This is a genomic window from Streptomyces sp. NPDC002446 (assembly GCF_053595675.1).
The window spans coordinates 78,218-104,992 of sequence record NZ_JBSFYC010000022.1 but is presented as its reverse complement, the minus strand read 5'-3'; the positions used below and the strand labels follow the sequence as shown (position 1 = coordinate 104,992).

At 70.5% G+C, this 26,775-nt stretch carries 22 protein-coding genes and 1 pseudogene; 10 read left to right on the top strand and 13 right to left on the bottom strand.

Features of this window, described 5'->3' with window-relative positions; translation table 11 throughout:
- Nucleotides 1-79: 79 nt before the first annotated feature.
- From ACWD6P_RS15460 to ACWD6P_RS15435, 6 genes are all read right to left on the bottom strand, one after another.
- The gene (locus ACWD6P_RS15460) at nucleotides 80-1,504 is read right to left on the bottom strand and encodes an NAD(P)/FAD-dependent oxidoreductase (protein WP_451444577.1); all 1,425 of its coding nucleotides are present in this window, start codon (nucleotides 1,502-1,504) and stop codon (nucleotides 80-82) included.
- Between the two features lie 14 nt (nucleotides 1,505-1,518).
- The gene (locus ACWD6P_RS15455; protein ID WP_451444576.1) at nucleotides 1,519-2,370 is read right to left on the bottom strand and encodes an ABC transporter permease; all 852 of its coding nucleotides are present in this window, start codon (nucleotides 2,368-2,370) and stop codon (nucleotides 1,519-1,521) included.
- Complete coding sequence (locus ACWD6P_RS15450; protein ID WP_451444585.1) at nucleotides 2,370-3,302, bottom strand: ABC transporter permease; 933 nt, start codon at nucleotides 3,300-3,302, stop codon at nucleotides 2,370-2,372. Before ACWD6P_RS15450 ends, ACWD6P_RS15455 begins: the two co-directional genes overlap by 1 nt.
- Before the next feature lie 2 nt (nucleotides 3,303-3,304).
- Nucleotides 3,305-4,468, bottom strand: a complete 1,164-nt coding sequence (locus ACWD6P_RS15445; RefSeq protein ID WP_451444575.1) for an ABC transporter ATP-binding protein — start codon at nucleotides 4,466-4,468, stop codon at nucleotides 3,305-3,307.
- A 77-nt stretch (nucleotides 4,469-4,545) separates the two neighbouring features.
- Nucleotides 4,546-5,793 carry a polyamine ABC transporter substrate-binding protein gene (locus ACWD6P_RS15440; RefSeq protein ID WP_451444574.1) on the bottom strand — a complete coding sequence of 416 codons (1,248 nt, stop codon included), beginning with the start codon at nucleotides 5,791-5,793 and terminating at the stop codon, nucleotides 4,546-4,548.
- 161 nt (nucleotides 5,794-5,954) lie between these two features.
- On the bottom strand, nucleotides 5,955-7,472 hold the full coding sequence (locus ACWD6P_RS15435; protein WP_451444573.1) for a gamma-aminobutyraldehyde dehydrogenase: 1,518 nt from the start codon (nucleotides 7,470-7,472) through the stop codon (nucleotides 5,955-5,957).
- A gap of 201 nt (nucleotides 7,473-7,673) precedes the next feature.
- Between ACWD6P_RS15435 and ACWD6P_RS15430 the strand changes: the two genes are divergently transcribed.
- Together ACWD6P_RS15430 and ACWD6P_RS15425 are read left to right on the top strand one after the other, a co-directional pair.
- The gene (locus ACWD6P_RS15430) at nucleotides 7,674-8,339 is read left to right on the top strand and encodes an NADAR family protein (RefSeq protein WP_451444572.1); all 666 of its coding nucleotides are present in this window, start codon (nucleotides 7,674-7,676) and stop codon (nucleotides 8,337-8,339) included.
- A gap of 348 nt (nucleotides 8,340-8,687) precedes the next feature.
- A complete protein-coding gene (locus ACWD6P_RS15425; protein ID WP_451444571.1) occupies nucleotides 8,688-9,707 on the top strand; it encodes an adenosine deaminase in 1,020 nt (339 codons plus the stop codon).
- A 346-nt stretch (nucleotides 9,708-10,053) separates the two neighbouring features.
- Here the strand turns inward: ACWD6P_RS15425 and ACWD6P_RS15420 are convergent, their stop codons facing one another.
- Both ACWD6P_RS15420 and ACWD6P_RS15415 read right to left on the bottom strand, forming a co-directional pair.
- Complete coding sequence (locus tag ACWD6P_RS15420) at nucleotides 10,054-11,235, bottom strand: ABC transporter substrate-binding protein (protein ID WP_451444570.1); 1,182 nt, start codon at nucleotides 11,233-11,235, stop codon at nucleotides 10,054-10,056.
- Between the two features lie 166 nt (nucleotides 11,236-11,401).
- Nucleotides 11,402-12,856, bottom strand: a complete 1,455-nt coding sequence (locus ACWD6P_RS15415) for a gamma-aminobutyraldehyde dehydrogenase (RefSeq protein ID WP_451444569.1) — start codon at nucleotides 12,854-12,856, stop codon at nucleotides 11,402-11,404.
- Between the two features lie 178 nt (nucleotides 12,857-13,034).
- Between ACWD6P_RS15415 and ACWD6P_RS15410 the strand changes: the two genes are divergently transcribed.
- From ACWD6P_RS15410 to ACWD6P_RS15390, 5 genes and pseudogenes are all read left to right on the top strand, one after another.
- Nucleotides 13,035-13,508: an Lrp/AsnC family transcriptional regulator gene (locus ACWD6P_RS15410; protein ID WP_018087114.1), complete on the top strand. Its 474-nt coding sequence runs from the start codon at nucleotides 13,035-13,037 to the stop codon at nucleotides 13,506-13,508.
- Between the two features lie 2 nt (nucleotides 13,509-13,510).
- Complete coding sequence (locus tag ACWD6P_RS15405; RefSeq protein WP_451444568.1) at nucleotides 13,511-14,872, top strand: aspartate aminotransferase family protein; 1,362 nt, start codon at nucleotides 13,511-13,513, stop codon at nucleotides 14,870-14,872.
- Between the two features lie 299 nt (nucleotides 14,873-15,171).
- Nucleotides 15,172-15,828, top strand: a pseudogene (locus tag ACWD6P_RS15400) (ABC transporter ATP-binding protein); the annotation flags it as partial.
- Complete coding sequence (locus ACWD6P_RS15395; protein ID WP_451444567.1) at nucleotides 15,810-16,982, top strand: hypothetical protein; 1,173 nt, start codon at nucleotides 15,810-15,812, stop codon at nucleotides 16,980-16,982. The pseudogene ACWD6P_RS15400 and the gene ACWD6P_RS15395, both read left to right, overlap by 19 nt.
- A 176-nt stretch (nucleotides 16,983-17,158) precedes the next feature.
- Nucleotides 17,159-17,971 (top strand): SDR family NAD(P)-dependent oxidoreductase, encoded by an 813-nt coding sequence (locus ACWD6P_RS15390; protein ID WP_451444566.1) that lies wholly within the window; start codon nucleotides 17,159-17,161, stop codon nucleotides 17,969-17,971.
- A 37-nt stretch (nucleotides 17,972-18,008) separates the two neighbouring features.
- Here ACWD6P_RS15390 and ACWD6P_RS15385 read toward each other — a convergent pair whose 3' ends face one another.
- Nucleotides 18,009-18,443, bottom strand: coding sequence for a RidA family protein (locus ACWD6P_RS15385; RefSeq protein WP_451444565.1), 435 nt, complete (start codon nucleotides 18,441-18,443; stop codon nucleotides 18,009-18,011).
- Nucleotides 18,444-18,687: 244 nt separating this feature from the next.
- On the opposite strand from ACWD6P_RS15385, the gene ACWD6P_RS15380 reads away from it, so the two are divergent.
- The 3 genes from ACWD6P_RS15380 to ACWD6P_RS15370 all read left to right on the top strand — a co-directional run bounded on the left by ACWD6P_RS15380 (nucleotide 18,688) and on the right by ACWD6P_RS15370 (nucleotide 21,495).
- Nucleotides 18,688-19,095 carry a MarR family winged helix-turn-helix transcriptional regulator gene (locus ACWD6P_RS15380; protein WP_451444584.1) on the top strand — a complete coding sequence of 136 codons (408 nt, stop codon included), beginning with the start codon at nucleotides 18,688-18,690 and terminating at the stop codon, nucleotides 19,093-19,095.
- Nucleotide 19,096: 1 nt separating this feature from the next.
- Nucleotides 19,097-20,248: an LOG family protein gene (locus tag ACWD6P_RS15375; protein ID WP_451444564.1), complete on the top strand. Its 1,152-nt coding sequence runs from the start codon at nucleotides 19,097-19,099 to the stop codon at nucleotides 20,246-20,248.
- Nucleotides 20,249-20,469: 221 nt separating this feature from the next.
- Complete coding sequence (locus ACWD6P_RS15370) at nucleotides 20,470-21,495, top strand: hypothetical protein (RefSeq protein ID WP_451444563.1); 1,026 nt, start codon at nucleotides 20,470-20,472, stop codon at nucleotides 21,493-21,495.
- A 7-nt stretch (nucleotides 21,496-21,502) separates the two neighbouring features.
- Here ACWD6P_RS15370 and ACWD6P_RS15365 read toward each other — a convergent pair whose 3' ends face one another.
- From ACWD6P_RS15365 to rlmN, 4 genes are all read right to left on the bottom strand, one after another.
- Nucleotides 21,503-22,597, bottom strand: a complete 1,095-nt coding sequence (locus ACWD6P_RS15365; RefSeq protein ID WP_451444562.1) for an ABC transporter ATP-binding protein — start codon at nucleotides 22,595-22,597, stop codon at nucleotides 21,503-21,505.
- Entirely contained in the window at nucleotides 22,598-24,325 is a 1,728-nt protein-coding gene (locus ACWD6P_RS15360; RefSeq protein ID WP_451444561.1) for an ABC transporter permease, read from the bottom strand.
- Complete coding sequence (locus ACWD6P_RS15355; protein ID WP_451444560.1) at nucleotides 24,301-25,371, bottom strand: thiamine ABC transporter substrate-binding protein; 1,071 nt, start codon at nucleotides 25,369-25,371, stop codon at nucleotides 24,301-24,303. Before ACWD6P_RS15355 ends, ACWD6P_RS15360 begins: the two co-directional genes overlap by 25 nt.
- 257 nt (nucleotides 25,372-25,628) lie before the next feature.
- Nucleotides 25,629-26,741 carry a 23S rRNA (adenine(2503)-C(2))-methyltransferase RlmN gene (rlmN, locus tag ACWD6P_RS15350; protein WP_451444559.1) on the bottom strand — a complete coding sequence of 371 codons (1,113 nt, stop codon included), beginning with the start codon at nucleotides 26,739-26,741 and terminating at the stop codon, nucleotides 25,629-25,631.
- Nucleotides 26,742-26,775: the final 34 nt, after the last annotated feature.

Genomic DNA, 26,775 nt, shown 5'->3' with positions numbered 1-26,775 from the left:
CGGCCTGCAGCCACAGCCGTACGGTCACGATGACCAGCCAGTACCAGGGCGGGTCGGTGGTCCGGCCGTCTTGGTTGGGTCACCCGGGCGGATCATTGCCCAGGCCCAGCTTGTCCATGGCCTTCAGCCACAGATTGCGGCGCCCGCCATGGGTGTCGGCGCGGGTCATCGACCACTGGGTCATGCCGATGCCGGCCCAGCGCAGCGGCTCCGGCGGGAAGGGCAGCGGCTTGCTGCGGACCATCTCCAGCTCCGTGCGCTCGGTGCGCTCCCCGGCGAGCAGATCGAGCATGACCTCGGCGCCGAAGCGGGTGGCGCCCACGCCCAGGCCGGTGTACCCGGCGGCGTAGGCGACCCGGCCGGCGTGCGCGGTGCCGAAGAAGGCGGAGAAGCGGGAGCAGGTGTCGATGGCGCCGCCCCAGGTGTGGCTGAAGCGCAGGCCCTCCAGCTGGGGGAAGCAGCGGAAGAAGTGCCGGGCGAGCTTCTCGTAGGTGGCCGGGTGGTGGTCGTACTCGGCCCGTACGCCGCCGCGGTAGCGGTAGACGATGTCGTAACCGCCCCACAGGATGCGGTTGTCGGCGGTGATGCGGAAGTAGTGGAAGTGGTTGTTGCTGTCGGAGAGGCCCTGGCGGCCCTGCCAGCCGATCGCGGCGAGCTGCTCGGCGGAGAGCGGCTCGGTCATCAGGGCGTGGTCGTAGACCGGGACGATGTACGGGCGCACCCGCTTGACCAGCGACGGGAAGGCGTTGGTGCCGAGCGCGACATGGCGGGCGAAGACCCGGCCGTAGGGGGTGCGCACGGCCATGCCCATGCCCTCGGAGGACAGAGCCGTGGCGCGGGTGCGCTCGTAGACGCGCACGCCGAGGCCGAGGCAGGCCTGCTTGAGGCCCCAGGCCAGGCGGGCCGGGTTGAGCATGGCGACGCCGTCGCGGTCCCACAGACCGGCCCGGAACGTCGGTGAGTCGACCTCGGCGCGCAGTGCGTCCTGGTCGAGGAAAATGTGCCGGTCCAGGCCGAGCCTGGCGGCGTCCTGTGCGGCCTCCTTGAGCTCGGCGACCTGATGGGGCTCGGTGGCGATGTCGATCTCGCCGGTGCGCTCGAAGTCGCAGTCGATGCCGTAGCGGGCGACGGCCTCCTCGATGGCGTCGAGGTTGCGGATGCCGAGCTCTTCGAGCGTGGCCAGTTCGCCGGGCCAGCGGGCCAGCCCGTTGCCCAGGCCGTGGGTGAGGGAGGCGGCGCAGAAGCCGCCGTTGCGCCCGGAGGCGGCCCAGCCGATCTCGGCGCCCTCGATGAGCACGACATCGCGCTGGGGGTCGCGCTCCTTGGCGAGCAGCGCGGTCCACAGTCCCGAGTAGCCGCCCCCGACCACGAGCAGGTCGCAGTTCTCGTCGCCGACGAGGGCGGGCAGCGCGTCGGGGCGGGCGGGGTCGTCGAGCCAGAAGGGTGTGGGGGCGGCGTCCGCGAGCGCGTGGACGGGGGATGGGTTCATGGCAGCTCGTGCCATGGTTCTCAGCTCCTCTAGCTCCTCTTACGGCGGTTGCCGGCCAGTTGGCCGACGACTACGCACAGCACGGCCACCAGGAACATCGCCGTACCGATGACATTGATCTGAACGGGCGTGCCCCGCTGCGCCGATCCCCAGACGAACATGGGGAAGGTCACGGTGGAGCCGGCATTGAAGTTGGTGATGATGAAGTCGTCGAAGGAGAGGGCGAAGGACAGCAGCGCGCCGGCGGCGATACCGGGCGCGGCGATCGGCAGCGTCACCCGCAGGAACGTCTGCGCCGGCGAGGCGTAGAGGTCCTGGGCGGCCTGCTCCAGCCGCGGATCCATGCTCATCACGCGCGCCTTGACGGCGGTGACGACGAAACTCAGGCAGAACATGATGTGCGCGATGAGGATCGTCCAGAAGCCGAACTCGATGCCCATGTTGAGGAAGAGGGTCGCCAGTGAGGCGGCCATGACGACCTCGGGCATGGCCATCGGCAGGAAGATCAGGGTGTTGACCGAGGAGCGGGCGCGGAAGCGGTAGCGGGCCAGCGCGAAGGCGATCATCGTGCCCAGGGCGGTCGCGCCGAGCGTGGCCCACAGGGCGATCTGCAGGCTCAGCCCCAGCGAGCCGCACAGATCGGCGACCCCGCACGGATCGGTCCAGGCCTCCGTGGAGAAGCGCTGCCACTGGTAGTTGAAGCGGCCGTTGGGCTTGTTGAAGGAGAAGACCATCACGACGACGTTGGGCAGCAGCAGATAGCCCAGCGTGCACAGGCCCGCTATCACGACGACGTTGCGGCGCAGCCAGCGCAGGGCCTTGCTGGGCGTGCGCGCGGCGGCGGGGGTGGTCTCGGTGGGAGTGCTCCCGGTTACGGCCATCAGACCAGATCCTCCGTCCCGGACTTGCGGATGTAGATCGTGACCATGGCGAGGATGGCCGCCATGAGGATGAAGGAGAGCGCGGCGGCCGTCGGGTAGTCCAGCACCCGCAGGAACTGCGACTGGATGACGTTGCCGATCATCTTCTGGTCGGTGGAGCCCAGCAGTTCGGCGTTGATGTAGTCACCGGCCGCCGGGATGAAGGTGAGCAGGGTGCCGGCGACGACACCGGGCATGGACAGCGGGAAGGTGACCCGGCGGAACGTGGTGGCCGGGCGGGCGTAGAGGTCGCCGGCGGCCTCGTGCAGGCGCGGGTCGATGCGCTCCAAAGAGGTGTAGAGCGGCAGGACCATGAACGGCAGGAAGTTGTAGGTCAGTCCGCAGACCACCGCGAGCGGCGTGGCCAGCACCCGGTCCCCTTCGGTCAGCCCCAGCCAGCTGGTCACGTCCAGGACGTGCAGCGAGTTCAGCACGCCGACGACCGGACCGGCGTCGGCCAGGATGGTCTTCCAGGCCAGCGTGCGGATCAGGAAGCTGGTGAAGAACGGCGCGATGACCAGGATCATCACGAGATTGCGCCACCGGCCGGCCTTGAAGGCGATGAGGTAGGCCAGCGGATAGCCCAGGAGCAGGCACAGCGCGGTGGCCACGGCGGCGTAACCCACCGAGCGGAGGAACTGCGGCCAGTACTCGGCGAGCGCGTCCAGGTACGTGGCGAAGTGCCAGGTGACCTTGAAGCCCTCTTCGAGGGAGCCGGTCTGGACGGAGGTCGACGCCTGGTAGACGAGCGGGGCCGCGAAGAAGACCAGCAGCCACAGGATGCCGGGCAGCAGCAGCCAGTAGGGGACGAGCCGCTTGCGGGCGGGCGGCCTGTGCGCCTTCGGGGGCACGGCCGGGGCCTGTCCGTCCGGTGGCGCGGGTGTCTCGGTGATACTCACGCGGCCTCCTCGTCGAGGTCCGCGCCCGCCTGGATGTCCTGGGCGGCGTCCAGTCCGAAGGTGTGCGCCGGGCTCCAGTGCAGCACGACCTCCGCACCGGGCACGAGGCGGCCGTCGCGCTCGATGTTCTGCTCGTAGACGGCGAGCGGGCCCAGGCCCGGCACCTCGACGACGTACTGCGTGGAGACGCCGATGAAGCTGGCGTCCCGGACCCGTCCGGGCAGCCGGTTGTGGCCGTCGGCGACGGATCCGGCGTCGTCCGCGTGCCGCAGGGCGACCTTCTCGGGCCGTACGCCGGCCAGCACCTTGCCGCCCGTACGGGCCGGGGCGCTACATCGGGCCGCGGGCAGCCGCAGGGTGGCGTCGGCGGCCTTGAGCAGCAGCTGCTCGCCGCCGGCCTCGACGACCTCGGCCTCGATGAGGTTGGAGGTGCCCAGGAAGTTGGCGACGAAGGTGGTGGCGGGGTTCTCGTACAGATCGGCGGGGGCGCCGAGCTGTTCGACCCGCCCGCCGTTCATCACGGCCACGGTGTCGGCCATCGTCATGGCCTCCTCCTGGTCGTGGGTGACATGCACGAAGGTGATGCCGACCTCGGTCTGGATGCGCTTGAGCTCCAGCTGCATCTGGCGGCGCAGCTTGAGGTCGAGGGCGCCCAGCGGCTCGTCGAGCAGCAGCACCTGCGGGTGGTTGATCAGCGCACGGGCCACCGCGACGCGCTGCTGCTGGCCGCCGGAGAGCTGCTGCGGCTTGCGGCGCGCCATCGGGCCGAGCTGGACGAGCTCCAGCATCTCCTCGACCTGCTTCTTGACGGACTTGATGCCGCGGCGGCGCAGCCCGAAGGCCACGTTCTCGAAGATGTCCAGGTGCGGGAAGAGCGCGTAGTTCTGGAAGACGGTGTTGACCTGGCGCTTGTAGGGCGGCAGGGCGGTGACGTCCCGGCCCGACAGTTCGACGGTCCCGGTGGTGGGCTCCTCCAGACCGGCGATCATGCGCAGGGTGGTGGTCTTGCCGCAGCCCGAGGCGCCCAGCAGCGCGAAGAAGGAGCCGGCGGGGACGGTGAGGTCGAGCGGATGGACGGCGGTGAAGGAACCGTAGGTCTTGCTGATCCCGTGGAGGCGGACGTCACCGCCGCTGCTCTGGGGTGTCTCGGTGTGGGTCATATCGGTCGTCCCGTGGGTCGGAGGGCGAAACGGCTCGGGCGGGCCCGGCCGGGGCGCGGGCCGGGCACCGGGGCGGCTCAGGCGCCGGTGAGGTCGGAGAACTTCTGGGCGAACTCCTTGCTCTCCTTGGCGTTCAGGGCGCGGAAGGAGTGCGACCGTTCGGCCATCTCCTTGTCCGGAAGGATCAGCGGGTTGTCCGCCGCCGCCTTGTCAATCTTGGCGAGCTCGTCGTACACGCCGTCGACCGGGCAGACGTAGTTGATGTACGCCGCCAGCCGGGCGGCCACCTTCGGCTCGTAGAAGTAGTCGATGAGCCGTTCGGCGTTCTGCTTGTGACGGGCCTTGTTCGGCACCATGAGGTTGTCGGTGGACGTCATGTAGCCGGACTTGGGGATGACGTACGCGATGTCCGGGTTGTCGTTCTGCAGCTGCACGACGTCGCCCGCCCAGGCCACACAGGCGGCGAGGTCGCCCTTGTCCAGGTCGTTGGTGTAGTCGTTGCCGGTGAAGCGGCGGATCTGCTTGCTGTCGACGCCCTTCTGGAGCCGGGCGATCGCCGCGTCGAAGTCGTCCGCGGTGACGTCCTCCGGGCGCTTGCCCATGTCGAGCAGGGTCAGCCCGACGCTGTCGCGCATCTCGGAGAGGAAGCCCACCCGGCCCTTGAGCTTCGGGTCCTCCAGCAGCTGGCTCACCGAGTCGACCTTCCTGCCGCCGGTGGCCTTCTTGTTGTACGCGATGATCGCGGGGATGCCCTGCCAGACGTAGGAGTGCGCGCGGCCCGGGTCCCAGGCCGGGTTGCGGAACTCCGCGGCGAGGTGGGTGTAGGCGTGCGGCAGATTCGCCGGGTCCAGCTGCTGGATCCAGCCGAGGGAGATCATCCGCGCGCACATCCAGTCGGTGAGCACGATCAGATCGCGGCCGGTGTCCTGACCGGCCGCCAGCTGCGCCTGGACCTTGCCGAAGAACTCGTCGTTGTCGTTGATGTCCTCGGTGTACTTGACGGTGATGCCGGTGCGCTGGGTGAAGCGGTCCAGCGTCGGATGGCGCTTGCCGTCGTCGCTGAGGTCCATGTACTCGGTCCAGTTGGAGAAGTTGACGCGCTTCTCCGCCCGGGAGTGGTCCGTGCTCCGGCCCGCGTCCGTACGGCCCGCGGGCGGGATGCCGCAGGCCCCGAGGGCGCCCAGGCCGCCGGCCGCCGCCGCCATGGCGCCGCCCGCGCGCAGCAGCGAACGGCGGGTCATGGCCAGCCGGCCGTCGGCCGCGCTGCGGCGGACGGCGGCGAGTTCGGCCGCGGACAGGGGTTCGGGCTGCTCGTGGTGGTCCATGCGCAGTGCCCTTTCAGGGGTGAGCCCGGCGCTCGGCCGGTGGTGACGGTGCCGCGCGGCGCTGGCCGCAGGGGTGGGGCCCTAGGGGGCGGTGCCTGTGGGGGGGCTCGGTGGAACTCGGTGGAACTCGGTGGGGCTCGGTGGGGCTCGTCGGCGATCCCTTACGGGCGGTCCCCGAAGATGGTGCGGTGCCAGTCCTTCCTGGCGACCGCGGTGTTGTCGTACATCACATGCTTGACCTGCGTGTACTCCTCAAAGGAGTAGGCCGACATGTCCTTGCCGAAGCCGGACGCCTTGGCGCCGCCGTGCGGCATCTCGCTGATGATCGGGATGTGGTCGTTGACCCAGACGCAGCCCGCGTTGATCTCGCGGGTGGCGCGGCCGGTGCGGTAGACGTCCCGGCTCCAGGCGGAGGCGGCCAGCCCGTAGGGGGTGTCGTTGGCCAGCGCGATTCCCTCGTCGTCGCTGTCGAAGGGCAGCACGACCAGCACCGGGCCGAAGATCTCGGACTGCACGATCTCGCTGTCCTGGGCGGCCCCGGCGATCAGCGTGGGCCGGTAGTACGCGCCCCTGGCCAGCTCGCCCCGGGGCGCCTCGCCGCCGGTGACGACGGTGGCGTAGCCGCGCGCCCGCTCGACGAATCCGGCCACCCGGTCGCGCTGGGTGTGCGAGATCAGCGGTCCCAGGTCGGTGGACGGGTCGAAGGGGTCGCCGAGCCGTACGGTCGCCATCAGGTCGGCGACGCCGCTGACGAACGCGTCGTAGAGCGGGCGCTGGACGTAGGCGCGGGTGGCGGCGGTGCAGTCCTGCCCGGTGTTGATCAGCGCGCCGGCGACCGCGCCGTGCACGGCGGCCTCCAGGTCGGCGTCGTCGAAGACGACGAAGGGGGCCTTGCCGCCGAGCTCCAGATGGAGGCGCTTGACGGTGCCGGTGGCGATCTCGGCGACCCGCTTGCCGACGGCGGTCGATCCGGTGAAGGAGGTCATCGCCACGGAGCGGTGGCCCACCAGGTGCTCGCCGGCGTCCCGGCCCGCCCCGGAGACGATGTTGAGCACCCCGTCCGGCAGTCCCGCGCGTCGGGCGGCCTGCGCGAACAGCAGCGAGGTCAGCGGGGTGATCTCGGCGGGCTTGAGGACGATGGTGTTGCCCGCGGCGATGGCCGGCAGCACCTTCCAGGCGGCCATCTGCAGCGGGTAGTTCCACGGCGCGATGGAGCCGACGACGCCGATGGGCTCGCGGCGGATGACGGAGGTGTGGTCGGCGCTGTATTCGCCGGCGGCCTTGCCCTCCAGATGGCGGGCGGCGCCGGCGAAGAACGCCGCGTTGTCGATCGAGCCCGGCACGTCGAACTCATTGCTGAGCTTGATCGGCTTTCCGCAGTTCAGCGATTCGGCGAAGGCGAGGTCTGCGGCGTCCTCGGCGAGCGCCGCGGCGAAGCGGTGCAGGGTGTCGGAGCGCTCGCCGGGGGTGGCTCCGCCCCACTCCGGGAAGGCCCGCTCGGCGGCCGCCACGGCGGCGTCCACATCCGCCGTACCTGCGAGTTCGTAGGAGTACACCGTCTCACCGGTCGCCGGGTCCACGACGGCCTGGGTACGGCCGGAGCTGCCGCTCCGGAGGCCGCCCGCGATGAATTGCGCGCCCTCGGCGAACCGCTCGGGGACATCGAATCGGTGATCCATGGTGCTCTCCTCCGCCGGGCGCCGAGGCCGCTCAGCGGCACTGCCTGGCGTAGCTACTTCCGGAATTGATGGCCGATCTTGACAGAGGAATACCTCCCCAACAAGTGATTCCGTTGTTGCCTTTTGGTTACGCGACGGATTCTGCGATTTTCGTGGCGACCGCCCCGACACGTTGTCAGTGCCCGCTGACAGAATCCCGGCATGATGCACGACAGCACGGGGACCACGGCGGAGAACACACCGCGCAGCACCTCCGGGCAGGCCTCGGACGGGCCGCGCTCGGTCGAGGAGCTGCTCCGGCAGACCGCAGCCGGAAAGCGCACCAGATACGTCCATTTCTGGGGTCACAGCCCCCGGCGCGACGGCAGCCTCGGCGCGAGCTGCTTCAGCCAGTGGTGGCCGTCCCCCTTCACGGTCGACGGCGTCACCTACGCCACCGCCGAACACTGGATGATGGCCGGCAAGGCCCGCCTGTTCGGCGACCCGGAGGCGGAGCGGCGCGCGATAGCGGCGGGCCACCCCAAGCAGGCCAAGGACGCCGGGCGCACCGTCCGCGGCTTCGACGAGGAGACCTGGCGGCGCCACCGCTACGACCTGGTCGTCGAGGGCAGCCTGCACAAGTTCGGCCAGCATGCCGACCTGCGCGAGTTCCTCCTGGCCACGAACTCCCGGGTGCTGGTCGAGGCCAGCCCGCTGGACCGGATATGGGGCATCGGCCTCGCCGCCGACGACGACCGGGCCATGGACCCGGCGCGCTGGCGGGGGCTGAACCTGCTGGGCTTCGCACTGATGGAGGCTCGGCAGCGACTCCGGGAAGCGGTGGGCGGGGAAGAGTCCCGGGAAGAGCAGAGCGGCCGGGCCGGGTAGTAGGAGCGGTGGGGCGGCCGGGCGGAGCAGCGGGAACGGCCGGGCGGAGCGGTGGGGCGGCCGGGCGGAACAGTAGGAACGGCGGGGCGGAGCAGCGGGAACAGCCGGGCCGGGTAGTAGGAGCGGTGGGGCGGCCGGGCGGAGCAGCGGGAACGGCCGGGCGGAACAGCGGGAACGGCCGGGCGGAGCAGTGGGAACGAGGGAGGGGCGGAACAGCGGGAACGGCCGGGCGGGAGGGCGGACTTCCGCCCGGCGACCGCGCGCCGGGCCTGCCCCGCATAGCATGACCAGGCTGTTCCGCATCTGCTGGAGAACTGCCCCTGCACACCCCTTGACCAGGAGGAACCGTTGTCCGATCTCGATGCCTTCATCGCGGGCCTGCCCAAGGCGGAGCTGCACGTCCACCACGTCGGATCGGCCTCACCGCGCATCGTCTCCGAGCTGGCCGCCCGGCACCCCGACTCCGCCGTCCCCACCGACCCCGAAGCGCTGGCCGACTACTTCAGCTTCCGGGACTTCGCGCACTTCATCGAGGTCTACCTCTCCGTAGTGGACCTGATCCGCGACGCCGAGGACGTCCGCCTGCTGACGTACGAGGTCGCCCGGGACATGGCCCGGCAGCAGATCCGCTACGCCGAGCTGACGATCACGCCCTTCAGCTCCACCCGCCGCGGCATCCCCGACGCCGCGTTCGTCGAGGCCATCGAGGACGCCCGCAAGGCCGCGGAGTCCGAGCTGGGCGTGGCCCTGCGCTGGTGCTTCGACATCCCCGGCGAGGCGGGCCTGGAAGCCGCCGAGGAGACCGCCCGGATCGCCTGCGACCTGCAGCCCGAGGGCCTGGTCTCGTTCGGGCTCGGCGGCCCCGAGATCGGCGTCCCCCGCCCGCAGTTCAAGCCGTACTTCGACCGCGCGATCGCCGCCGGACTGCACTCCGTACCGCACGCCGGTGAGACCACGGGCCCCGGCACGATCTGGGACGCGCTGCGCGACCTGCGCGCCGAGCGCATCGGCCACGGCACCAGCGCCACCCAGGACCCGGAGCTGCTGGCCCACCTCGCCGAGCACCGCATCCCCCTGGAGGTCTGCCCCACCTCCAACATCGCCACCCGCGCGGTGCGCACCCTGGAGGAACACCCCGTCAAGGAGATGGTCGACGCCGGCGTCCCGGTCACCATCAACAGCGACGACCCGCCGATGTTCGGCACAGACCTCAACACCGAGTACGGCGTGGCCGCCCGGCTGCTGGGACTGGACACCACCGGCCTCGCCGCCCTGGCCAAGAACGCCGTCGAGGCCTCCTTCATGGACACCCCGTCCAAAACCCGCCTGTCAGCCGAGATCGACGCATACACAGCCTCCTGGCACTGACCATCACGCAGCCTCACGAATCCTCACGCAACACCCGGGAACCGATTACTCTCCGTAATCGTTGCCGGAATACAAGGAGGCCCCACACGGCAAAGGACACCCGGCACACGGAGGCCCACACGACAGAGGGCAGAGAACAGAGGGCGCAGGGAGGCAGCGCACAGCACAGGGCGCAGGGCCCCAGGGAGGCCCCACACGGCAGGGGCAGAGGGCCCAGGGAGGCGGCGCACGGCAGAGGGCATAAGGCGGCGCCCACGACACAGGGCACAGGCAACAGGTCACAGGCCACAACGAGACACCGCACAGCCGAGGGCACCCCACGGCCAGCACGCTCACAACCCCACGATCACAACCCCACGATCCCGTTCCACTCCCTGGCGAACTCCGGCCGCTCCTTGGACGTTATGTCGCGGGCGATGGCCAGTCGCTTGCGCATCGCGTCGTCCGGGAAGATCAGCGGGTCCTCGGCGAGCGCGGCGCGCTCCTTGTCCTTGGACGAGGCCAGCACGTCGCGCGCGGCCGGGACGGGGCAGACGTAGTTGACCCAGGCGGCCAGGTCCGCGGCGACCTCCGGCCGGTAGTAGTGGTCGATCAGCCGCTCGGCGTTGCGCTTGTGGTCCGCGAGGTTGGGGATCATCAGGCTCTCCGCCCAGAGCTCGGCGCCCTCCTGCGGCACCACGAACTCGATGTCGGGGTTGTCCGCCTGGAGCTGGATCACATCGCCGGAGTAGGCCTGGGCGGCGAGCACGTCCCCGGAGTCCAGGTCCTTGATGTAGTCGTTGCCGGTGAAGCGCCGGATGTGCCCCTTGCGGACGAGGCCGCGGAGCTGGTCGGTCATACGGTGGAAGTCGTCGGCGGTCCAGCGGGTGATGTCGGCGCCGTTGCCCTGCATCAGCAGGGCGAACGCCTCGTCGAGTCCGGAGAGCAGGGTGACCCGGCCGCGCAGATCGTCCTTCCACAGGTCGGCGGTGTGCTGGATCTCCCGGCCGAGCTTTCTGCGGTTGTAGGCGATGCCGGTGATCCCGGACTGCCAGGGCACGGAGTGCGTACGGCCCGGGTCGAAGTGCGGTGTGCGCAGCAGCGGATCGAGGTGGCGGGCGACGTGCGGCTGGGCGGCCCGGTCCATCTTCTGGACCCAGCCCAGGCGGACGTAGCGGGCGCACATCCAGTCGCTGATGACGATCAGATCGCGGCCGGTGGGCTGATGGTTCATCAGCGCGGGGCTGATCTTGCCGAAGAACTCGTCGTTGTCGTTGATCTCCTCGGTGTAGGTGACGGAGATCCCGGTGCGCCGCTCGAACGCGTCGAGGGTGGGCCGGAGCTGTTCGTCGTGGTCGTCGACGTCGATGTACAGCGGCCAGTTGGCGAAGACGAGCCTGCGGTCGTGTGCCGAACGGTCCGGACCCGCCCGGTCCGCGGCCTCTACGTACGCGGGCGGCACCCCGCATCCGGTCATGGCGGCCAGCGCCCCCGTCACACCTGCTCCGCCCATGCCGCGGAGCAGCGCCCGCCGCGAAAGATCAGCCATGGTGTGCACTCTCACCTGCCGCGGGCGAAGGCGGCAAGCGACAGAGCGTCAACTGCCGGGCCTTCGCCCGCGACGGTGTGTCGAGCGTTCCGTGCCGCTCGACGGTGGTGATCCCCCGGGTCGGCCGGCCGCGCGGGCCGGCCGGTCAACCGGTCGGCGCTGCGGGTCAGCCGCCCAGCGAGGTCATCACGTGCTTGATCCGGGTGTAGTCGTCGAAGCCGTAGGCCGAAAGGTCCTTGCCGTAACCGGACTTCTTGAATCCGCCGTGCGGCATCTCGGCGACCAGCGGGATGTGGGTGTTGATCCACACACAGCCGAAGTCAAGGCTCTTGGACATCCGCATGGCGCGGGCGTGGTCCTTGGTCCACACCGAGGACGCGAGCGCGTACTCGACGCCGTTGGCCCACTCCACCGCCTGCTTCTCGTCGGTGAAGGACTGGACGGTGATGACCGGGCCGAAGACCTCGTGCTGGATGATCTCGTCGTCCTGCTTGAGGCCCGAGACGACGGTCGGGGCGAAGAAGTAGCCCTTCTCGCCGACCTGTTCGCCGCCCGCCTCGATCTTGGCGTGGGCGGGCAGCCGCTCGATGAAGCCCTTGACCTGCTTGAGCTGGTTGGCGTTGTTCAGCGGGCCGTAGAGCACGTCCTCGTCGTCGATCGCACCGGTCTTGGTCTCCGACGCGGCCTTGGCCAGCGCCGCGACGAACTCGTCGTGGATGGACTCGTGGACGAGCACGCGGGTGGCGGCCGTACAGTCCTGGCCGGCGTTGAAGTAGCCCGCCACCGAGATGTCCTCGACGGCCTTGGCGATGTCGGTGTCCTCGAAGACGACGACCGGCGCCTTGCCGCCCAGCTCCAGGTGGACCCGCTTGAGGTCCTTGGACGCGGACTCGGCGACCTGCATACCGGCGCGCACCGAGCCGGTGATCGAGGCCATCGCCGGGGTCTTGTGCTCGACCATCAGGCGGCCGGTCTCGCGGTCGCCGCAGATGACGTTGAACACGCCGCGCGGGTGGCCCAGTTCGTCCAGCACGCTGCCGATGATGTCGGCGATCAGCACCGTCGAGGCGGGGGTGGTGTCGGACGGCTTGATGACGACGGTGTTGCCCGCGGCCAGCGCCGGGGCGAACTTCCACACGGCCATCATCATCGGGTAGTTCCACGGCGCGACCTGGGCGCAGACGCCGACCGGCTCACGGCGGATGATCGAGGTGAAGCCGTCCATGTACTCGCCGGCCGAGCGGCCCTCGAGCATCCGGGCGGCGCCGGCGAAGAAGCGGATCTGGTCCACCATCGGCGGGATTTCCTCGGAGCGTACGAGGGCGATCGGCTTGCCGCAGTTCTCGGACTCGGCGGCGATCAGCTCCTCCGCCCACTCCTCGAAGCGGTCGGCGATCTTGAGCAGGACCTTCTGGCGCTCGGCGGGGATCAGGTCGCGCCAGGTGGGGAAGGCGGCTTCGGCGGCAGCCATCGCCGCGTCCACGTCGGCGGCGGCCGAGAGCGGCGCGGTGGCGTACGCCTCACCCGTCGCGGGATTGACCACCTCCGTGGTCCGCCCGTCGGCGGCGTCCCGGAACTCCCCGTCGATGTAGTTGCGCAGACGACGCAGTGCGGTGGTCACTGTGCGCCCCCTTCAGTCAGATGTCCGGTGGTTTCGGGTCCACCCTAGCCGCGGGACCCACGTTTTCAACACACCCGCCACCCCGGAACAACGGAATCAGTGAAATTCTGATCGCGACACGACTAATTTCATCGATTTGGGGTTGCAAGACTGTCGAGGCTCGTGCACAGTGAAGGACGTGGCCACTCGTGACAGAAACGGCACCCCGTCGATCGACTCCGTCTCCCTGGCGATCATCGAGCAGCTCCAGGAGGACGGGCGCCGTCCGTACGCCGCGATCGGCAAGGCCGTCGGCCTGTCCGAGGCGGCTGTGCGCCAGCGCGTACAGAAACTGCTCGACCAAGGCGTGATGCAGATCGTCGCGGTCACCGACCCCCTCACGGTCGGTTTCCGGCGGCAGGCAATGGTCGGCATCAACGTCGAGGGTGACCTCGACCCCGTGGCCGACGCCCTGACGACCATGGAAGAGGTCGAGTACGTCGTCATGACGGCAGGCTCCTTCGATCTCATCATCGAAATCGTCTGCGAGGACGACGACCACCTTCTGGAAATGATCAACAAGCGGATCCGTACGCTGCCCGGCGTGCGGTCCACCGAGAGCTTCGTGTACCTCAAGCTCCGGAAGCAGACCTACACCTGGGGAACGAGATAGCTATGAGTCGCGACCTCTCCAAGACGGCCTACGACCACCTGTGGATGCACTTCACCCGCATGTCGTCGTACGAGAACGCCCCCGTGCCCACCATCGTGCGCGGCGAGGGCACCAACATCTACGACGACAAGGGCAAGCGCTACATCGACGGCCTCGCCGGCCTCTTCGTGGTCAACGCCGGCCACGGCCGGGTCGAGCTCGCCGAGACCGCCTACAAGCAGGCGCAGGAGCTCGCCTTCTTCCCCGTGTGGTCCTACGCCCACCCCAAGGCCGTGGAGCTCGCCGAGCGCCTGGCCAACGAGGCCCCCGGCGACCTCAACAAGGTCTTCTTCACCACCGGCGGCGGCGAGGCCGTCGAGACCGCGTGGAAGCTGGCCAAGCAGTACTTCAAGCTCACCGGCAAGCCGATGAAGCACAAGGTGATATCCCGCGCGGTGGCCTACCACGGCACCCCGCAGGGCGCCCTGTCCATCACCGGTCTGCCCGGTCTGAAGGCCCCCTTCGAGCCGCTGGTCCCCGGCGCGCACAAGGTCCCCAACACCAACATCTACCGCGCCCCGATCCACGGCGACGACCCCGAGGCCTTCGGCCGCTGGGCCGCCGACCAGATCGAGCAGCAGATCCTCTTCGAGGGCCCCGAGACCGTCGCCGCGGTCTTCCTGGAGCCGGTGCAGAACGCCGGCGGCTGCTTCCCGCCGCCCCCCGGCTACTTCCAGCGGGTCCGCGAGATCTGCGACCAGTACGACGTGCTGCTCGTCTCCGACGAGGTCATCTGCGCCTTCGGCCGCCTGGGCACGACGTTCGCCTGCGACAAGTTCGGCTACATCCCGGACATGATCACCTGCGCCAAGGGCATGACCTCGGGCTACTCCCCGATCGGCGCCTGCATCATCTCCGACCGCCTGGCCGAGCCCTTCTACAAGGGCGACAACACCTTCCTGCACGGCTACACCTTCGGCGGCCACCCGGTCTCCGCAGCCGTCGGTGTGGCCAACCTCGACATCTTCGAGCGTGAGGGCCTCAACCAGCACGTCCTCGACAACGAGGGCAACTTCCTGAGCACCCTGCAGAAGCTGCACGACCTGCCGATCGTCGGCGACGTCCGCGGCAACGGCTTCTTCTACGGCATCGAGCTCGTCAAGGACAAGGCCACCAAGGAGTCCTTCAACGAGGAGGAGACCGAGCGCGTCCTGTACGGCTTCCTGTCCAAGGCGCTGTACGACAACGGTCTCTACTGCCGCGCCGACGACCGTGGCGACCCGGTCATCCAGCTCGCCCCGCCGCTCATTGCCGACCAGCCGGTCTTCGACGAGATCGAGCAGATCCTGCGCACGGTCCTGACCGAGGCCTGGACCAAGCTCTGACCGACGCGTCACCTCCCGGTCCGCTCATCCACAACTGAACATCCAGCGGCTCAGATTCACTCACTTCAAGCCATACGAGTGAATCTGGGCCGTTGTGCTGCCAAGCGGCGAATACCGGGGGTCACCAATCCTTACCGTGCTAGTGACCGATACCCTCCATGGTCGTTCACCCGCTCGGGGGAATGACTCGACGCGAACAAGCAAGAGGTGCGCAGATGGTGGCCCCGCCTGACAACGACGTTCTCTGGGCCCGCGGCCTGCACCACACGCACGGCGGCACCCCCGCCCTGGACGAGATCTCCCTCGGCGTCCGCGAAGGTGAGATCCTCGCCGTCACCGGCCCGCGCGGCAGCGGCAAGACCACCCTCCTCAAGTGCCTCTCCGGTCAACTCGTCCCGACCGAGGGCGAGGTCTGGTTCAACAGCGCCCCCGTGCACACCCTCTCCTCTCCCAGCCGCGAACGGCTGCGCCTCGACCGGTTCGGCTGGATCGACACCCAACCGCACCTCGTTCCCGAACTCACCGCCTGGGAGAACGCCGCCCTCCCCCTGATGCTGCGCGGCACCGGCAGCCGCACGGCCAAGCACACCGCCCTCGAATGGCTCGACCGCCTCGACGTCGGCATGTGCGCCCGCCGCCGCCCCACGCAGCTCGACCAGTCCCAGCGCCAGCGCATCGCGATCGCCCGCGCGCTCGCCACCACCCCCCAGGTGCTCTTCGCGGACGAGCCGACCGCCCCGCTGCACCACGCCGACGGCACACAGGTGCTGCGCACCCTCACCACCGCCGCCCGCTCGCACCAGATCACCGTGGTCCTGGCGACCCACGATCCCGGCGTCGCCACGCTCGCCGACCGCTCCATCGCGCTCCTCGACGGCCGGCACACGGCGGGCGCACCGGCCACCACCGGCTCCTCCGATGAGGAAAGCAGGGCAGCGTGCTCGCTCTCCGTCTAGCCCGCGGCTCTCACCCCCTCGTTCTGCTGCGCCGTCTCTTCGTCGCGGCCGCGGCGGCCGCCACCGGCTTCCTGCTGCTGTCCACCCTCGGCCACGCCACCGGCCACCCGACCCGGGCCGACGAATCGCTGGTCCGCCTGCTGTGGTGCGCGGCCCCGCTCGCCGCCACCGCTCAGTTCGCGGTGTCCACGGCCCGTACGGACCCCGCTGCCCGCCTCCAGCGCGGGATGACCGCCGCCGGGATGGGCCCCCTCCGTCTCACCCTCCTCGCCACCGCCTCCACCGCGCTGACCTGTCTCCTCGGTGTCCTCCTCGCGCTGTTCGTCTTCCTCCGCCTGCGCGGCGACCTCGGCGGCCCGGTCGGCGCCCCCGGCCTGGGCATCGACTCCGACCTGCTCGGCTCGGGCCATCCGCTGCCGCTCGTCGGCGCCCTCATGCTGCTGGCGCTCGTACCGCTGACCGCCGCCGCCGCGACCGCAGTGGCCCTGCGCCCCCGCGACGAGGCCGGCGTCGCCGACGCCGACACCCACGCCAGGACCTCCCCGCCCTCCGGGCTCCCGTGGGGCGTCGCCCTGGCCGCGGCCGGCCTCGCGGTCGAGGCCTACACCAGCCACGGCGCCGGTGCCTCCGGCGGTCTGCTGCCCCTGCCCGGCCGGCTGATCGGCAGCCCTCCGGGCGTACTGGCCGGCTGGGCGCTGTCCGCCGTCGGGCTCGTCTTGGCCGGCCCCGGACTGGTGCATCTGTGCGGGCGCCTCCTGTGCGCCGGCCGCCCCGGCGCACTGCGCCTGCTGTCCGGACGCGTACTGCAGGAGGAGTCCCACCGTCTCGGCCGTCCGCTCGGCGTGCTGTGCGCGGTGGCCTCCGCCGCGTACGCCGCCGTGAAGGTCTATGAAACCGCTCCCTCCCGTCCTTTCGGTCCGCTCACCGCCATCGGCGCGGCGGTCGTCCTCGCCTGTGTCACCGCCAGTGCCCTCACCGCCGCTCTCGAATCCCGCTCCGCCCGCGCCCACACCACCGCCGCCCTCCGCCGACTGGGCGCCTCCGCCTCCGTCCTCTACCGCGCCGCGGCCCTGCGCGCCCTCTCCCTGATGATCGTCCTGGCGCCGCTGACCTGGACCGTGGCGGAGATGGTGACGCTGCCGTTGATGCACTGAGACGGGAAGCAGGACGTTGCGGCCTTGGGGACCCCAGGACCCCAGGGCGTTGACGCCTTGAGAACCCAGGGACCGCCCGTGGGCGTTTGGCCGCGGCGGTTCGTCGCCTGGTGGTGGCAACAACAGGTTCAGCACGCTCTCCTGTGCCGTAGCGCCGGGCTGTCAGGCTGCGTGCCATGAATCGACGCACCACCCTGATCACGGGTGCCACCCAGGGCCTCGGCCGCGGCCTCGCCCTCGCTCTGGCCGCCCGCGGCGGCACCGTCCTGCTGCACGGCCGCGACCGCACCCGCCTGGAGAACGTGGCGGCCGAGGTGCGGACCGCCGCCCCCGGCACCACCGTCCGCACCTACGTCGCCGATCTGGCCGACCTCGACCAGGTGCACGCGATGGCTGCCCGGATCCGCGCGACGGAGACCCGGCTCGATGGATTGATCAACAACGCCGTCGCGGGCGGCGGCGCCGATCCGCTTCGCCGTGAGTTGAGCCGGCAGGGCTATGAACTGCGCTTCGCCGTGAATCACCTCGCCCCCTATGCCCTGACTCGCGATCTGCTGCCCCTGCTCACCTCCTCCGCTCCCGCCCGCGTGGTGAATGTCGCTTCGATCGGGCAGGAGGCCGTCGACTTCGACAACGTCATGCTGGAACGCGACTACGAGGGCCTGCGGGCCTACTGCCGGAGCAAGCTCGCGCTGATCATGTCGACGTTCCATCTGGCCGCCGAGTTGGAGGGCACCGGCGTCACGGTGAACACGCTCCATCCGGCCCATCTGATGGACACCAACGGGGTGCGCGAGTACGGCCTCACTCCGGTGACCACCATCGACGAGGGCGTACAGCCGACCCTCCGGCTGCTCGTCGATCCTGACCTCGCGTCCACCACCGGCCGTTACTTCGACCAGTTCACCGACACCCGGGCTCATGACCAGGCCTACGACGCCGAGGCCCGGGAACGCCTGATGAAGCTGACGCACGCCCTGATCGAATGAGAGCGGGCGCTTGGGCCTTGGTCGCCAGGCGTTGCGCTCACCGGGCCAGTGCCGTGACCTCCACCTCTATGTGCCAGTCCGGCTGGGCCAGCGATGACACCTCCAGCAGGGTGTCCGCGGGATAGGGCTCGGACAGGAACTCCCCTCGCAGCGTGATGACATGGCCGAGGTTCGCGGCCATGTCCGTCACGAAGATGCCCACCTTCACCACATCGGCAAGCGAGGCGCCGGCCGCGGCGAGGACCCGCTCGACGTTCGCGAACGCCTGGCGCCCCTGCGTCAGGAAGTCGTCCGACACGGTCCGTCCCCGCTCGTCGATTCCCGCCTGCCCCGAGACATGGATCAACCCGCCCGCCTTGATGGCCTGGGAGATCTTGTACGGCTCGTACCAGTCCGGTGTGGTCGCGATCCGCTCGATCTTCTGCGCCGCCGCGGCCTCTGCGACGACGTCCTCGGAAGCCGGCGTCACCATCGCCATCGTCATCCTCTCCCCCTGATTACCCGTGCTTACCTGCGCGTGCTCCCGGCACGCCTTCAGATCCATGCACATGCATTGCTTGCATGCGCATACATAAGTTTCAGGTGCATGTACGCTGCTGTCAAGCCCCCCGCCGATGACGGCAAGCGGCAAGCGGCAAGCGGCAAGCGGCAAGCAACGAACGGCAGAGGCCGAACGGCAGACGGCAGCGGAAAGCGGCAGCAGAAAGCGGATGACGATGGACGCGGAGCACTGGGACCGGTTCGGAGCACTGCACACGCGCGTCGAGCAGGAACTGGCACGGGCCCTGCAACAGCACCACCGCATCGGCCTCTCCGAGTACCGCGCGCTGGCGCGGCTGGCCGAGGCGGACGACGGGGAGCTGCGCATGCAGGAGCTCGCCGACCTCATCGGCCTCAACCAGAGCTCGGTGAGCCGGCTGGCCTCCCGTCTGGAGTCGTCCGGGCTGACCCGCCGGGACCTGTGCCCCGACGACCGCCGCGGCGTCTACAGCGTGATCACCGAAGCGGGCCGCGACATCCAGCAGAAGGCGCGCCCCACCTACGACAGCGCGCTGCGCGAGGCGCTGGACGCGGCGGCCGCCGACGGTCACCTCGGCCCTCTGGTGGAGTCGCTGCGGTCCTAACATGGCGGGCGTGCAGCCGAATTCACAACCCCCAGCGCCCCGCCGCCGCGATCACGACCGGGAGATCGAGTCCCTGGAGGAGTTCGACCGGGTCGTCGCCTCGGGCAGTCTCGCCGGACACCGCGTCCAGTCGCTCGATCTGACGGACCGTACGTTCGCGCTGCTCAGCATGGACACCACGGACTCGGTGTTCCTCGGCTGCGTCATGGAACCGGGCGCCGCCGCGAAGGTCCGTGCCGGGGGCGCGCTGGTCTTCCCGCCCATACCGGGCCTGCCGTTCGATCCGTACCGAGGCGGCCTCTACGGACCGGACGAGCTCTTCGCGGGACTGGTCGACGGCGGTTATGACGCCACCCCGGACGCCCGCACGTACCACTGGTACCAGGAGACCAAATCGGACGGTGACATCTTCGCCTCGATGCTGCGCAGCATCCACGACGACGCCGTCTCCGACGCCCTCGAGGAGCACCTCGCCGGCGCCCGGGTGGTGGGCGTCATGGGCGGGCACGCCCTGGAGCGCGGCTCCGCCGCCTATGCCGGGGCCGCCCGGCTCGGCCGCCGGCTCGCCCGCGACGGGCTGACCGTCGCCACGGGCGGCGGCCCCGGTGCGATGGAGGCGGCGAACCTCGGGGCGTACGTCGCGCCCTTCGAGGACGACATGCTCGACTCGGCACTCGAACTCCTCGCCAAGGCACCGCACTTCGCCCCCTCGGTCACCGAGTGGGCGCGGGCCGCCTTCGACGTGCGCCGGAGCCGTCCGGGCGGCGGCCACTCGGTCGGGATACCGACGTGGTTCTACGGGCACGAGCCGCCCAATCCCTTTGCGACCCATATCGCCAAGTACTTCGTCAACGCGGTCCGCGAGGACGGTCTGCTGGCGCGCTGCAACGCCGGTGTCGTCTTCCTGCCGGGCGCGGCCGGGACCGTACAGGAGATCTTCGACAACGTGACCCCGAACTACTACGAGTCGCGGGGCGAGCCGACCCCGATGGTGCTGGTGAACCGCGCGCACTGGACCGAGCAGCTGCCCGCCTGGCCGCTGCTGCAGGCGCTGGCGGCCGGCCGCCCGATGGCGGCCCGGATCACCCTGGTCGACTCGGTGGACGAAGCCCCGGCGGCGCTGGCCCGTCTCAAGGCGGGGGCGGCTTCCTGACCGCGGCGTCCTGACCGGTCCGCGTCCCCGCCGCCGGTCCGCGTCCCCCGCCGCCGGTCCCGTCGGAGGTTCCGTCGCCGGTCCTGTCGGAGGTTCCGTCGCCGCCCGCGCCAACGGGCCGCGCTATCTGTTTGCCCGCCTGAGGCAACTCCCGTCCCGAAATGAGCGTCTGCCAGGCCAGGTAATGAACAGGTAATACAGCGCGCGAAACGGAGCTCCTGGTGATCATCGGCCTTCTGACGGCCGTGGCGGCGTCGGCCTGCTACGGCACGGGTTCGGTCCTACAGGCGGTGGGTTCGCGCAAGTCCGCACGCCGGGAGGCGGCCAAGTCCTCCGCGCCCGGCGTCACCCAGCACGGCGGCCCCAGCCTCTCGTCGACCGCGAAGGCCGCCGTGACCTGGGAGTTCATGGTGGGCACGGTGCTGGACTTCATCGGCTTCGGGCTCGGCGCGCTGGCGGCCCGGCTGCTGCCGCTGTTCCTGTCCCAGACCGTGATCAGCGCCAACCTCGTGATCACCGCCGTACTGGGCATCAAACTCCTCGGCATCCGGCTCAGCCGGGCCGAGTGGAGCTCCATCGCGGTGGTCTGTTCGGCGTTGGTGCTGCTCGCCACGGCCGCGGGCCCGGAGGGCAGCGGTCACACGCCGATCGCCACCCACTGGTGGCTGCTCGTGGCGTCCATCGTGCTGATGGGCGGCGGCACCCTGATCGTGCGCCTGCTGGGCGCACGGGCCGCGATCCTCGCCGGTCTGCTCTCCGGCCTGGGCTTCGGGGCGCTCGGCGTCGGCGTACGGGTGCTGAACGGCGCGGAACCGTTCCATCTGCCCACGCTGCTCGCCGACCCCGCTCTGTACGCGATTCTCGTCGCGGGTTTCGGCGGGATGTATCTGCACACCGTCGCCCTGCAGATCGGTTCGGTCAACGGCGCCACGGCGGCGCTGGTGGTGGGCGAGACCGTGGTCCCCGGCATCCTCGGGGTGCTGTGGCTCGGCGACTCCTCGCGTCCGGGCTTCGCCTGGGTCGCCGTCCTGGGCTTCGTGGTGGCCGTGGCGGGCGCCGTCGCGGTCGCCTGGTTCGGCGAGTCGGAGACGGAACCCGCACCGGCGCCGGCCGGCGATGCGGACGCGGAGGCGACGGCGTTGCCCGCGGACGGTACGGCGCCGCACGGCGGCCTGCCGCGGCCGGCGGCCGAGGGCGCACCCGCTGGGCGGCCGGCGCACCCCCTGACCACCACGCCCGAGCGCTGATCCCCGGTTACGAGGCCGGCCCGCCCGCGGCGTCGAGCACCACGACGTCCCGCACGGCGAAGCCGATGCCGACGCGTTCGCCCACCTCCGGCGCGTCCCGCAGCGCGCAGGCCGCCTCCACCTGAGGCCCGCCGTCCGGCTGGAGCAGCAGGGCGACATGGGTGCCGCGGAACGTGCGGGCCGCGACCGTGGCGGGCAGGCCCTCGGCTGCGGGGGTCAGCCGCACCCCGGCCGGGCGTACGAGCAGACGGCAGGGCCCGTCCGGGGTGCCGTCCGGAATCGGCACCTTGCCCCAGGGGGTGGCGGCGGCACCGCCCTGTACCCGCGCCTCGACCACGTTGTCGAAGCCGAGGAAGCGGGCGACGAATTCGGTGGCGGGGCGCTGCCAGACCTCCAGTGGTGTGCCGGTCTGCGCGATCCGGCCGTCCTGCATCACCACGACGCGGTCGGCGAGCGCGAAGGCCTCGCCCTGGTCGTGGGTGACGGCGAGCACCGTGGTGCCCAGTTCGCGGAAGAGGCGGCGGAGTTCGACGACCAGCCGTTCGCGCAGCCCGCGGTCGAGCTGGCCGAGCGGCTCGTCCAGCATCAGCAGCGTCGGGCGCGGGGCGAGCGCACGGGCCAGCGCCACCCGCTGCTGTTCGCCACCGGAGAGGGAGGCCACGGCGCGCCGCTGGGCGCCCGGCAGCCCGACGAGGTCCAGCAGTTCGGCCACCGTGCGCTCCTGGTCGGCGCGTGAGGCTCGCCGCATCCGCAGTCCGAAGGCGACGTTTCCCGCGACGTCGCGCTGCGGGAAGAGCTGGTGGTCCTGGAACATCAGCCCGACGCCGCGCCGGTGTGTGGGCACTCCCGCCTGGTCGCGTCCCGCCAGCAGCACCTGCCCGGCGTCGGCCTGCTGGAGGCCGGCGACCACCCGCAGCAGGGTGGACTTGCCGCTGCCGCTCGGCCCCAGTACGCAGACGATTTCGTGCGCGGCGACATCCAGGTCCACCGCATCGAGCGCGGGGTGTCCGGCGGCGCCGAAGCGGACGGTCACCCCGCCCAGCCGCAGCAGTTCCCGTGCCGTGGTCGCGTCCCGTGCCGCAGTCGTGTCCCGTGCCGTCATCTAGAACTCCCCGGAGTGGTCGGTTCGGGCGCGCTCCAGGGCCAGCAGGGCGCCGGCGCACACCACCATCAAGATGGTCGACAGGGCCATCGCCTGCCCGTAGTTGAGCTCTCCCGCACGCCCCAGCAGCCGGGCCACGGCCACCGGAAGCGTCGGCTGGTCCGGCCGTGCGATGAAGACCGTCGCGCCGAACTCGCCGAGCGACACGGCGAAGGCGAAGCCCGCGGCGATCAGCAGCGCCCGCCGCACCATCGGCAGGTCGACCTCCCGCCACACCCGCCACGGCGAGGCACCCAGCACGGCGGCCGCCTCCCGCAGCCGCCCGTCGACGGCCCGCAGGACGGGCAGCATGGTGCGGACCACGAACGGCACCCCCACCAGTGCCTGGGCGAGCGGGACCAGCCACCACGAGGCGCGCAGATCCAGCGGTGGCGCATCGAGGCTGATCAGAAAGCCGAAGCCGACGGTGACCGCGGAGACGCCGAGGGGCAGCATCAGCAGCGCGTCGAATCCCCGGACGAACCGGCTGACCAGGGGGGTCCGCCCGGACGGCCCCCGGCCCAGGCGGGGCAGGGTCAGGGCGGCGGCCGCCAGCCCGCCCACCACCAGCGCGATGACGGTGGCGGCGGCCCCGTAGGCGAGGGAGTTCCACAGGGCGTCGAGGGGGGCGACGGTGAAGGTGCTGTCGGCGGCCGCGGCGGAGCGCAGCGACGCGTAGAAGTCCGTTCCGTAGCCGTGCGGCCCGGCGAACGACCGCTCCACGAGTACGGCCAGCGGCACGATGAGCAGGACGGCGATGACCAGGAGCGTCCCCCACAGCAGCGCCCACTGGCCGCGGCCGCGCGGCCGGTGCGCGGTCTGCGAGGCGGCGACGAGGCGGAGGGTGGATTCCCTGCGGCGCACGGTCCAGGCGTGCAGCGCCAGTACGCCCAGCACCGCCGCGAACTGGATCATGGTGAGGACCGCGGCCGTGGGCAGGTCCAGGAAGTCCGCGGTCTGCCGGTAGATCTCCACCTCCAGCGTCGAGAAGGTGGGGCCGCCGAGGATCTGCACCACCCCGAAGGAGGTGAAGGTGAAGAGAAAGACCATCAGGGCGGCGGCCGCGACGGCCGGGCCCAGCGCGGGCAGCGTCACCCGCCGCCAGGCCGTGAACCGCCCGGCACCCAGCACCCTGGCGGCCTCTTCCTGACGCGGGTCGAGCTGCCCCCACAGCCCGCCGACGGTCCGTACGACCACGGCGTAGTTGAAGAAGACATGCGCCAGCAGGATCGCCCACACCGAGGTGTCCAGGCGCAGCCCCCACAGGTCGTCCAGCAGCCCGCCCCGCCCGACCAGCGCCAGGAAGGCCGAGCCGACGACGACGGTGGGCAGCACGAACGGCACCGCCACCACCGCCCGCAGCAGCTGTTTGCCGGGGAAGTCGAAGCGCGCGAAGACATAGGCGCCGGGCAGGGCGATCAGCAGCGTCAGTCCGGTCGAGGCGGCCGCCTGCCAGAGGGTGAACCACAGCACATGCGCGACATCCGGGTCGCTCAGCACCTCACCGAACCGGCCGAGCTGCCACTGTCCGCCGTCCTTCAGTCCGCGTCCGACGATCGCCGCCACCGGGTAGGCGAAGAACAGCGCGAAGAAGGCGAGCGGCACCGCCATCAGGCCGAGCCGCACCGCCGTTCCCCGTGCCGGCCGAAGGCGCCGGGCGCCGGTTACTTCAGAACGAGCGAGGACCACTGCTTGATCCACTGTTCGCGGTTCTCGGTGATCGCCTCCGGGGCCAGCGTCGCCGGCTTGTCGATCTTCGCGCCGTACGTGGTGAACAGGTCCGGCACCTTGGCGTCCGCGCGCGCCGGGTTGACGAACATCAGCAGCGGGACGTCCTCCTGGAACTTCTTGCTCAGCAGGAAGTCCAGCAGCGCCTTGCCGCCCTTCTCGTTCTTCGCGCCCTTGAGGAGGCCGCCGAATTCGATCTGACGGAAGCAGGTGCCGGTCGCGACCCCGGTGGGGGCCTGCTGGGGCGCCGGCTTCTTGCCGAGCACCTCGACGGGCGGGCTGGAGGCGTAGGAGACCACCAGCGGCCGGTCGCCCTTGCCCTTGCCTCCCGCGGAGCCGGAGAAGCGGTCGTTGTAGGCCTGCTCCCAGCCGTCGACGACCTCAACGCCGTTGGCCCTGAGCTTCTTCCAGTAGTCCTGCCACCCTTCCTTGCCGTATGTGGCGATGGTGCCGAGCTGGAAGGCGAGCCCCGGGGAGGAGGTTGCGGCGTTCTCCGTGACGAGCAGCCCCTTGTACCGGGGCTTGATCAGATCGTCGAAGGTCTTCGGCGGCGCGATCTTGTGCCGCTCGAAGTAGGCCCGGTCGTAGTTGACGCAGATGTCGCCGTAGTCGAGCGGGGTGACGCGGTGCTTGCCCTTGTCGAGCTGCAGCGCGGCCGGGACCTTGTCCAGCCCCTTGGCCTCGTACGGGCTGAAGAGGCCTTCGTCCAGGCCGCGCGAGAGCAGGGTGTTGTCGATGCCGAAGAACACATCGCCCTGGGGGTTGCCCTTGGACAGGATCGCCTGGTTGACGGCCTTGCCGGCGTCCCCGCCCTTGAGGACCTTCACCTTGTAGCCGCTCTCCTTCTCGAAGGCGGCAAGGGCGGACTGGGAGGGACCCGAGTCATGGCTGACGAGCGTGACGGTCTTGGCGTCCGCGCCGTCGCCCGGGCTGCCGCACGCGGCGAGCGCGGTCATGCCGACCGCGGCGGCCAGCGCGGTGGCGGTGATCCTGCTGGTGGTGCTCACTGATTTCCTCCTGGCTGGCCAGGAAGAGACGCGGCCCCGCCCGGAGTCCACGGCTCGCGACGTCCGACGACGTACGGAGGGGACTGCGGGCAGGGCGCAACAGCATGAGTGACGACCGAACTTCCTACCCGGAATGACCCGGGCGAGGTTCAAGGGTCTGCGGGCACCGTAGGACTACGACGCTTCCGCACTCTCAGCGCTGTGGCGCTCCCCTGTCGGAATGTGCATTTGTTCGAGCACACCGTACCAGCGGGCCGTCAGCGCTCCGAGGCGGCGAGCTGCCCGCAGGCCCCGTCGATCTCCTGGCCGCGGGTGTCCCGGACGGTCACCGGCACGCCGTGCGCCTCGATGGCCTTCACGAACGCCCGCTCGTCCTCGGGGCGCGAGGCGGTCCACTTCGAGCCGGGCGTCGGGTTCAGCGGAATCAGGTTCACATGGACCCGCCGGCCCTTGAGCAGCCGTCCCAGCAGGTCACCGCGCCACGCCTGATCGTTGATGTCCCGGATCAGGGCGTACTCGATCGAGATCCGCCGACCGGACTTCTCCGCGTACTCCCAGGCCGCGTCCAGCACCTCACGCACCTTCCAGCGCGTGTTGACGGGGACCAGCGTGTCGCGCAGCTCGTCGTCCGGCGCGTGCAGCGACACCGCGAGCCGGCACTTGAAGCCCTCGTCGGCGAACCGCAGCATCGCCGGGACCAGGCCGACCGTGGAGACCGTGATGCCCCGCTGGGACAGGCCCAGGCCGTCCGGCTCGGGGTCGGTCAGCCGCCGGATGGCGCCGACGACACGGTTGTAGTTGGCGAGCGGCTCGCCCATCCCCATGAAGACGATGTTGGACAGCCGCGCCGGTCCGCCGGGCACCTCGCCGTCGCGCAGCGCCCGCATCCCGTCGACGATCTGGTGGACGATCTCGGCGGTGGAGAGGTTGCGGTCCAGCCCCGCCTGCCCCGTGGCGCAGAACGGGCAGTTCATACCGCAGCCGGCCTGCGAGGAGATGCACATGGTGACCCGGTCCGGGTAGCGCATCAGCACGGACTCGACGAGCGTGCCGTCGTGCAGCTTCCACAGGGTCTTGCGGGTGGTGTCGTCGTCGCACGAGATGTGCCGTACGACGCTCATCAGGTCCGGCAGCAGCTCGCTCGCCAGCTTCTCGCGGGCCGCCGCCGGGATGTCGGTCCACTGCGCCGGGTCGTGCGCGTAACGGGCGAAGTAGTGCTGCGACAGCTGCTTGGCGCGGAACGGCTTCTCACCGATCGCGGCCACCGCTTCACGGCGCTCGACGGGGCTGAGATCGGCAAGGTGCCGAGGGGGCTTCTTGGCGCCGCGGGGGGCGACGAAAGTCAGCACACCAGGCTCGGGCGGTGCCATGGGCGAAACTCCTCAATGCGACGGGCCGGACGAT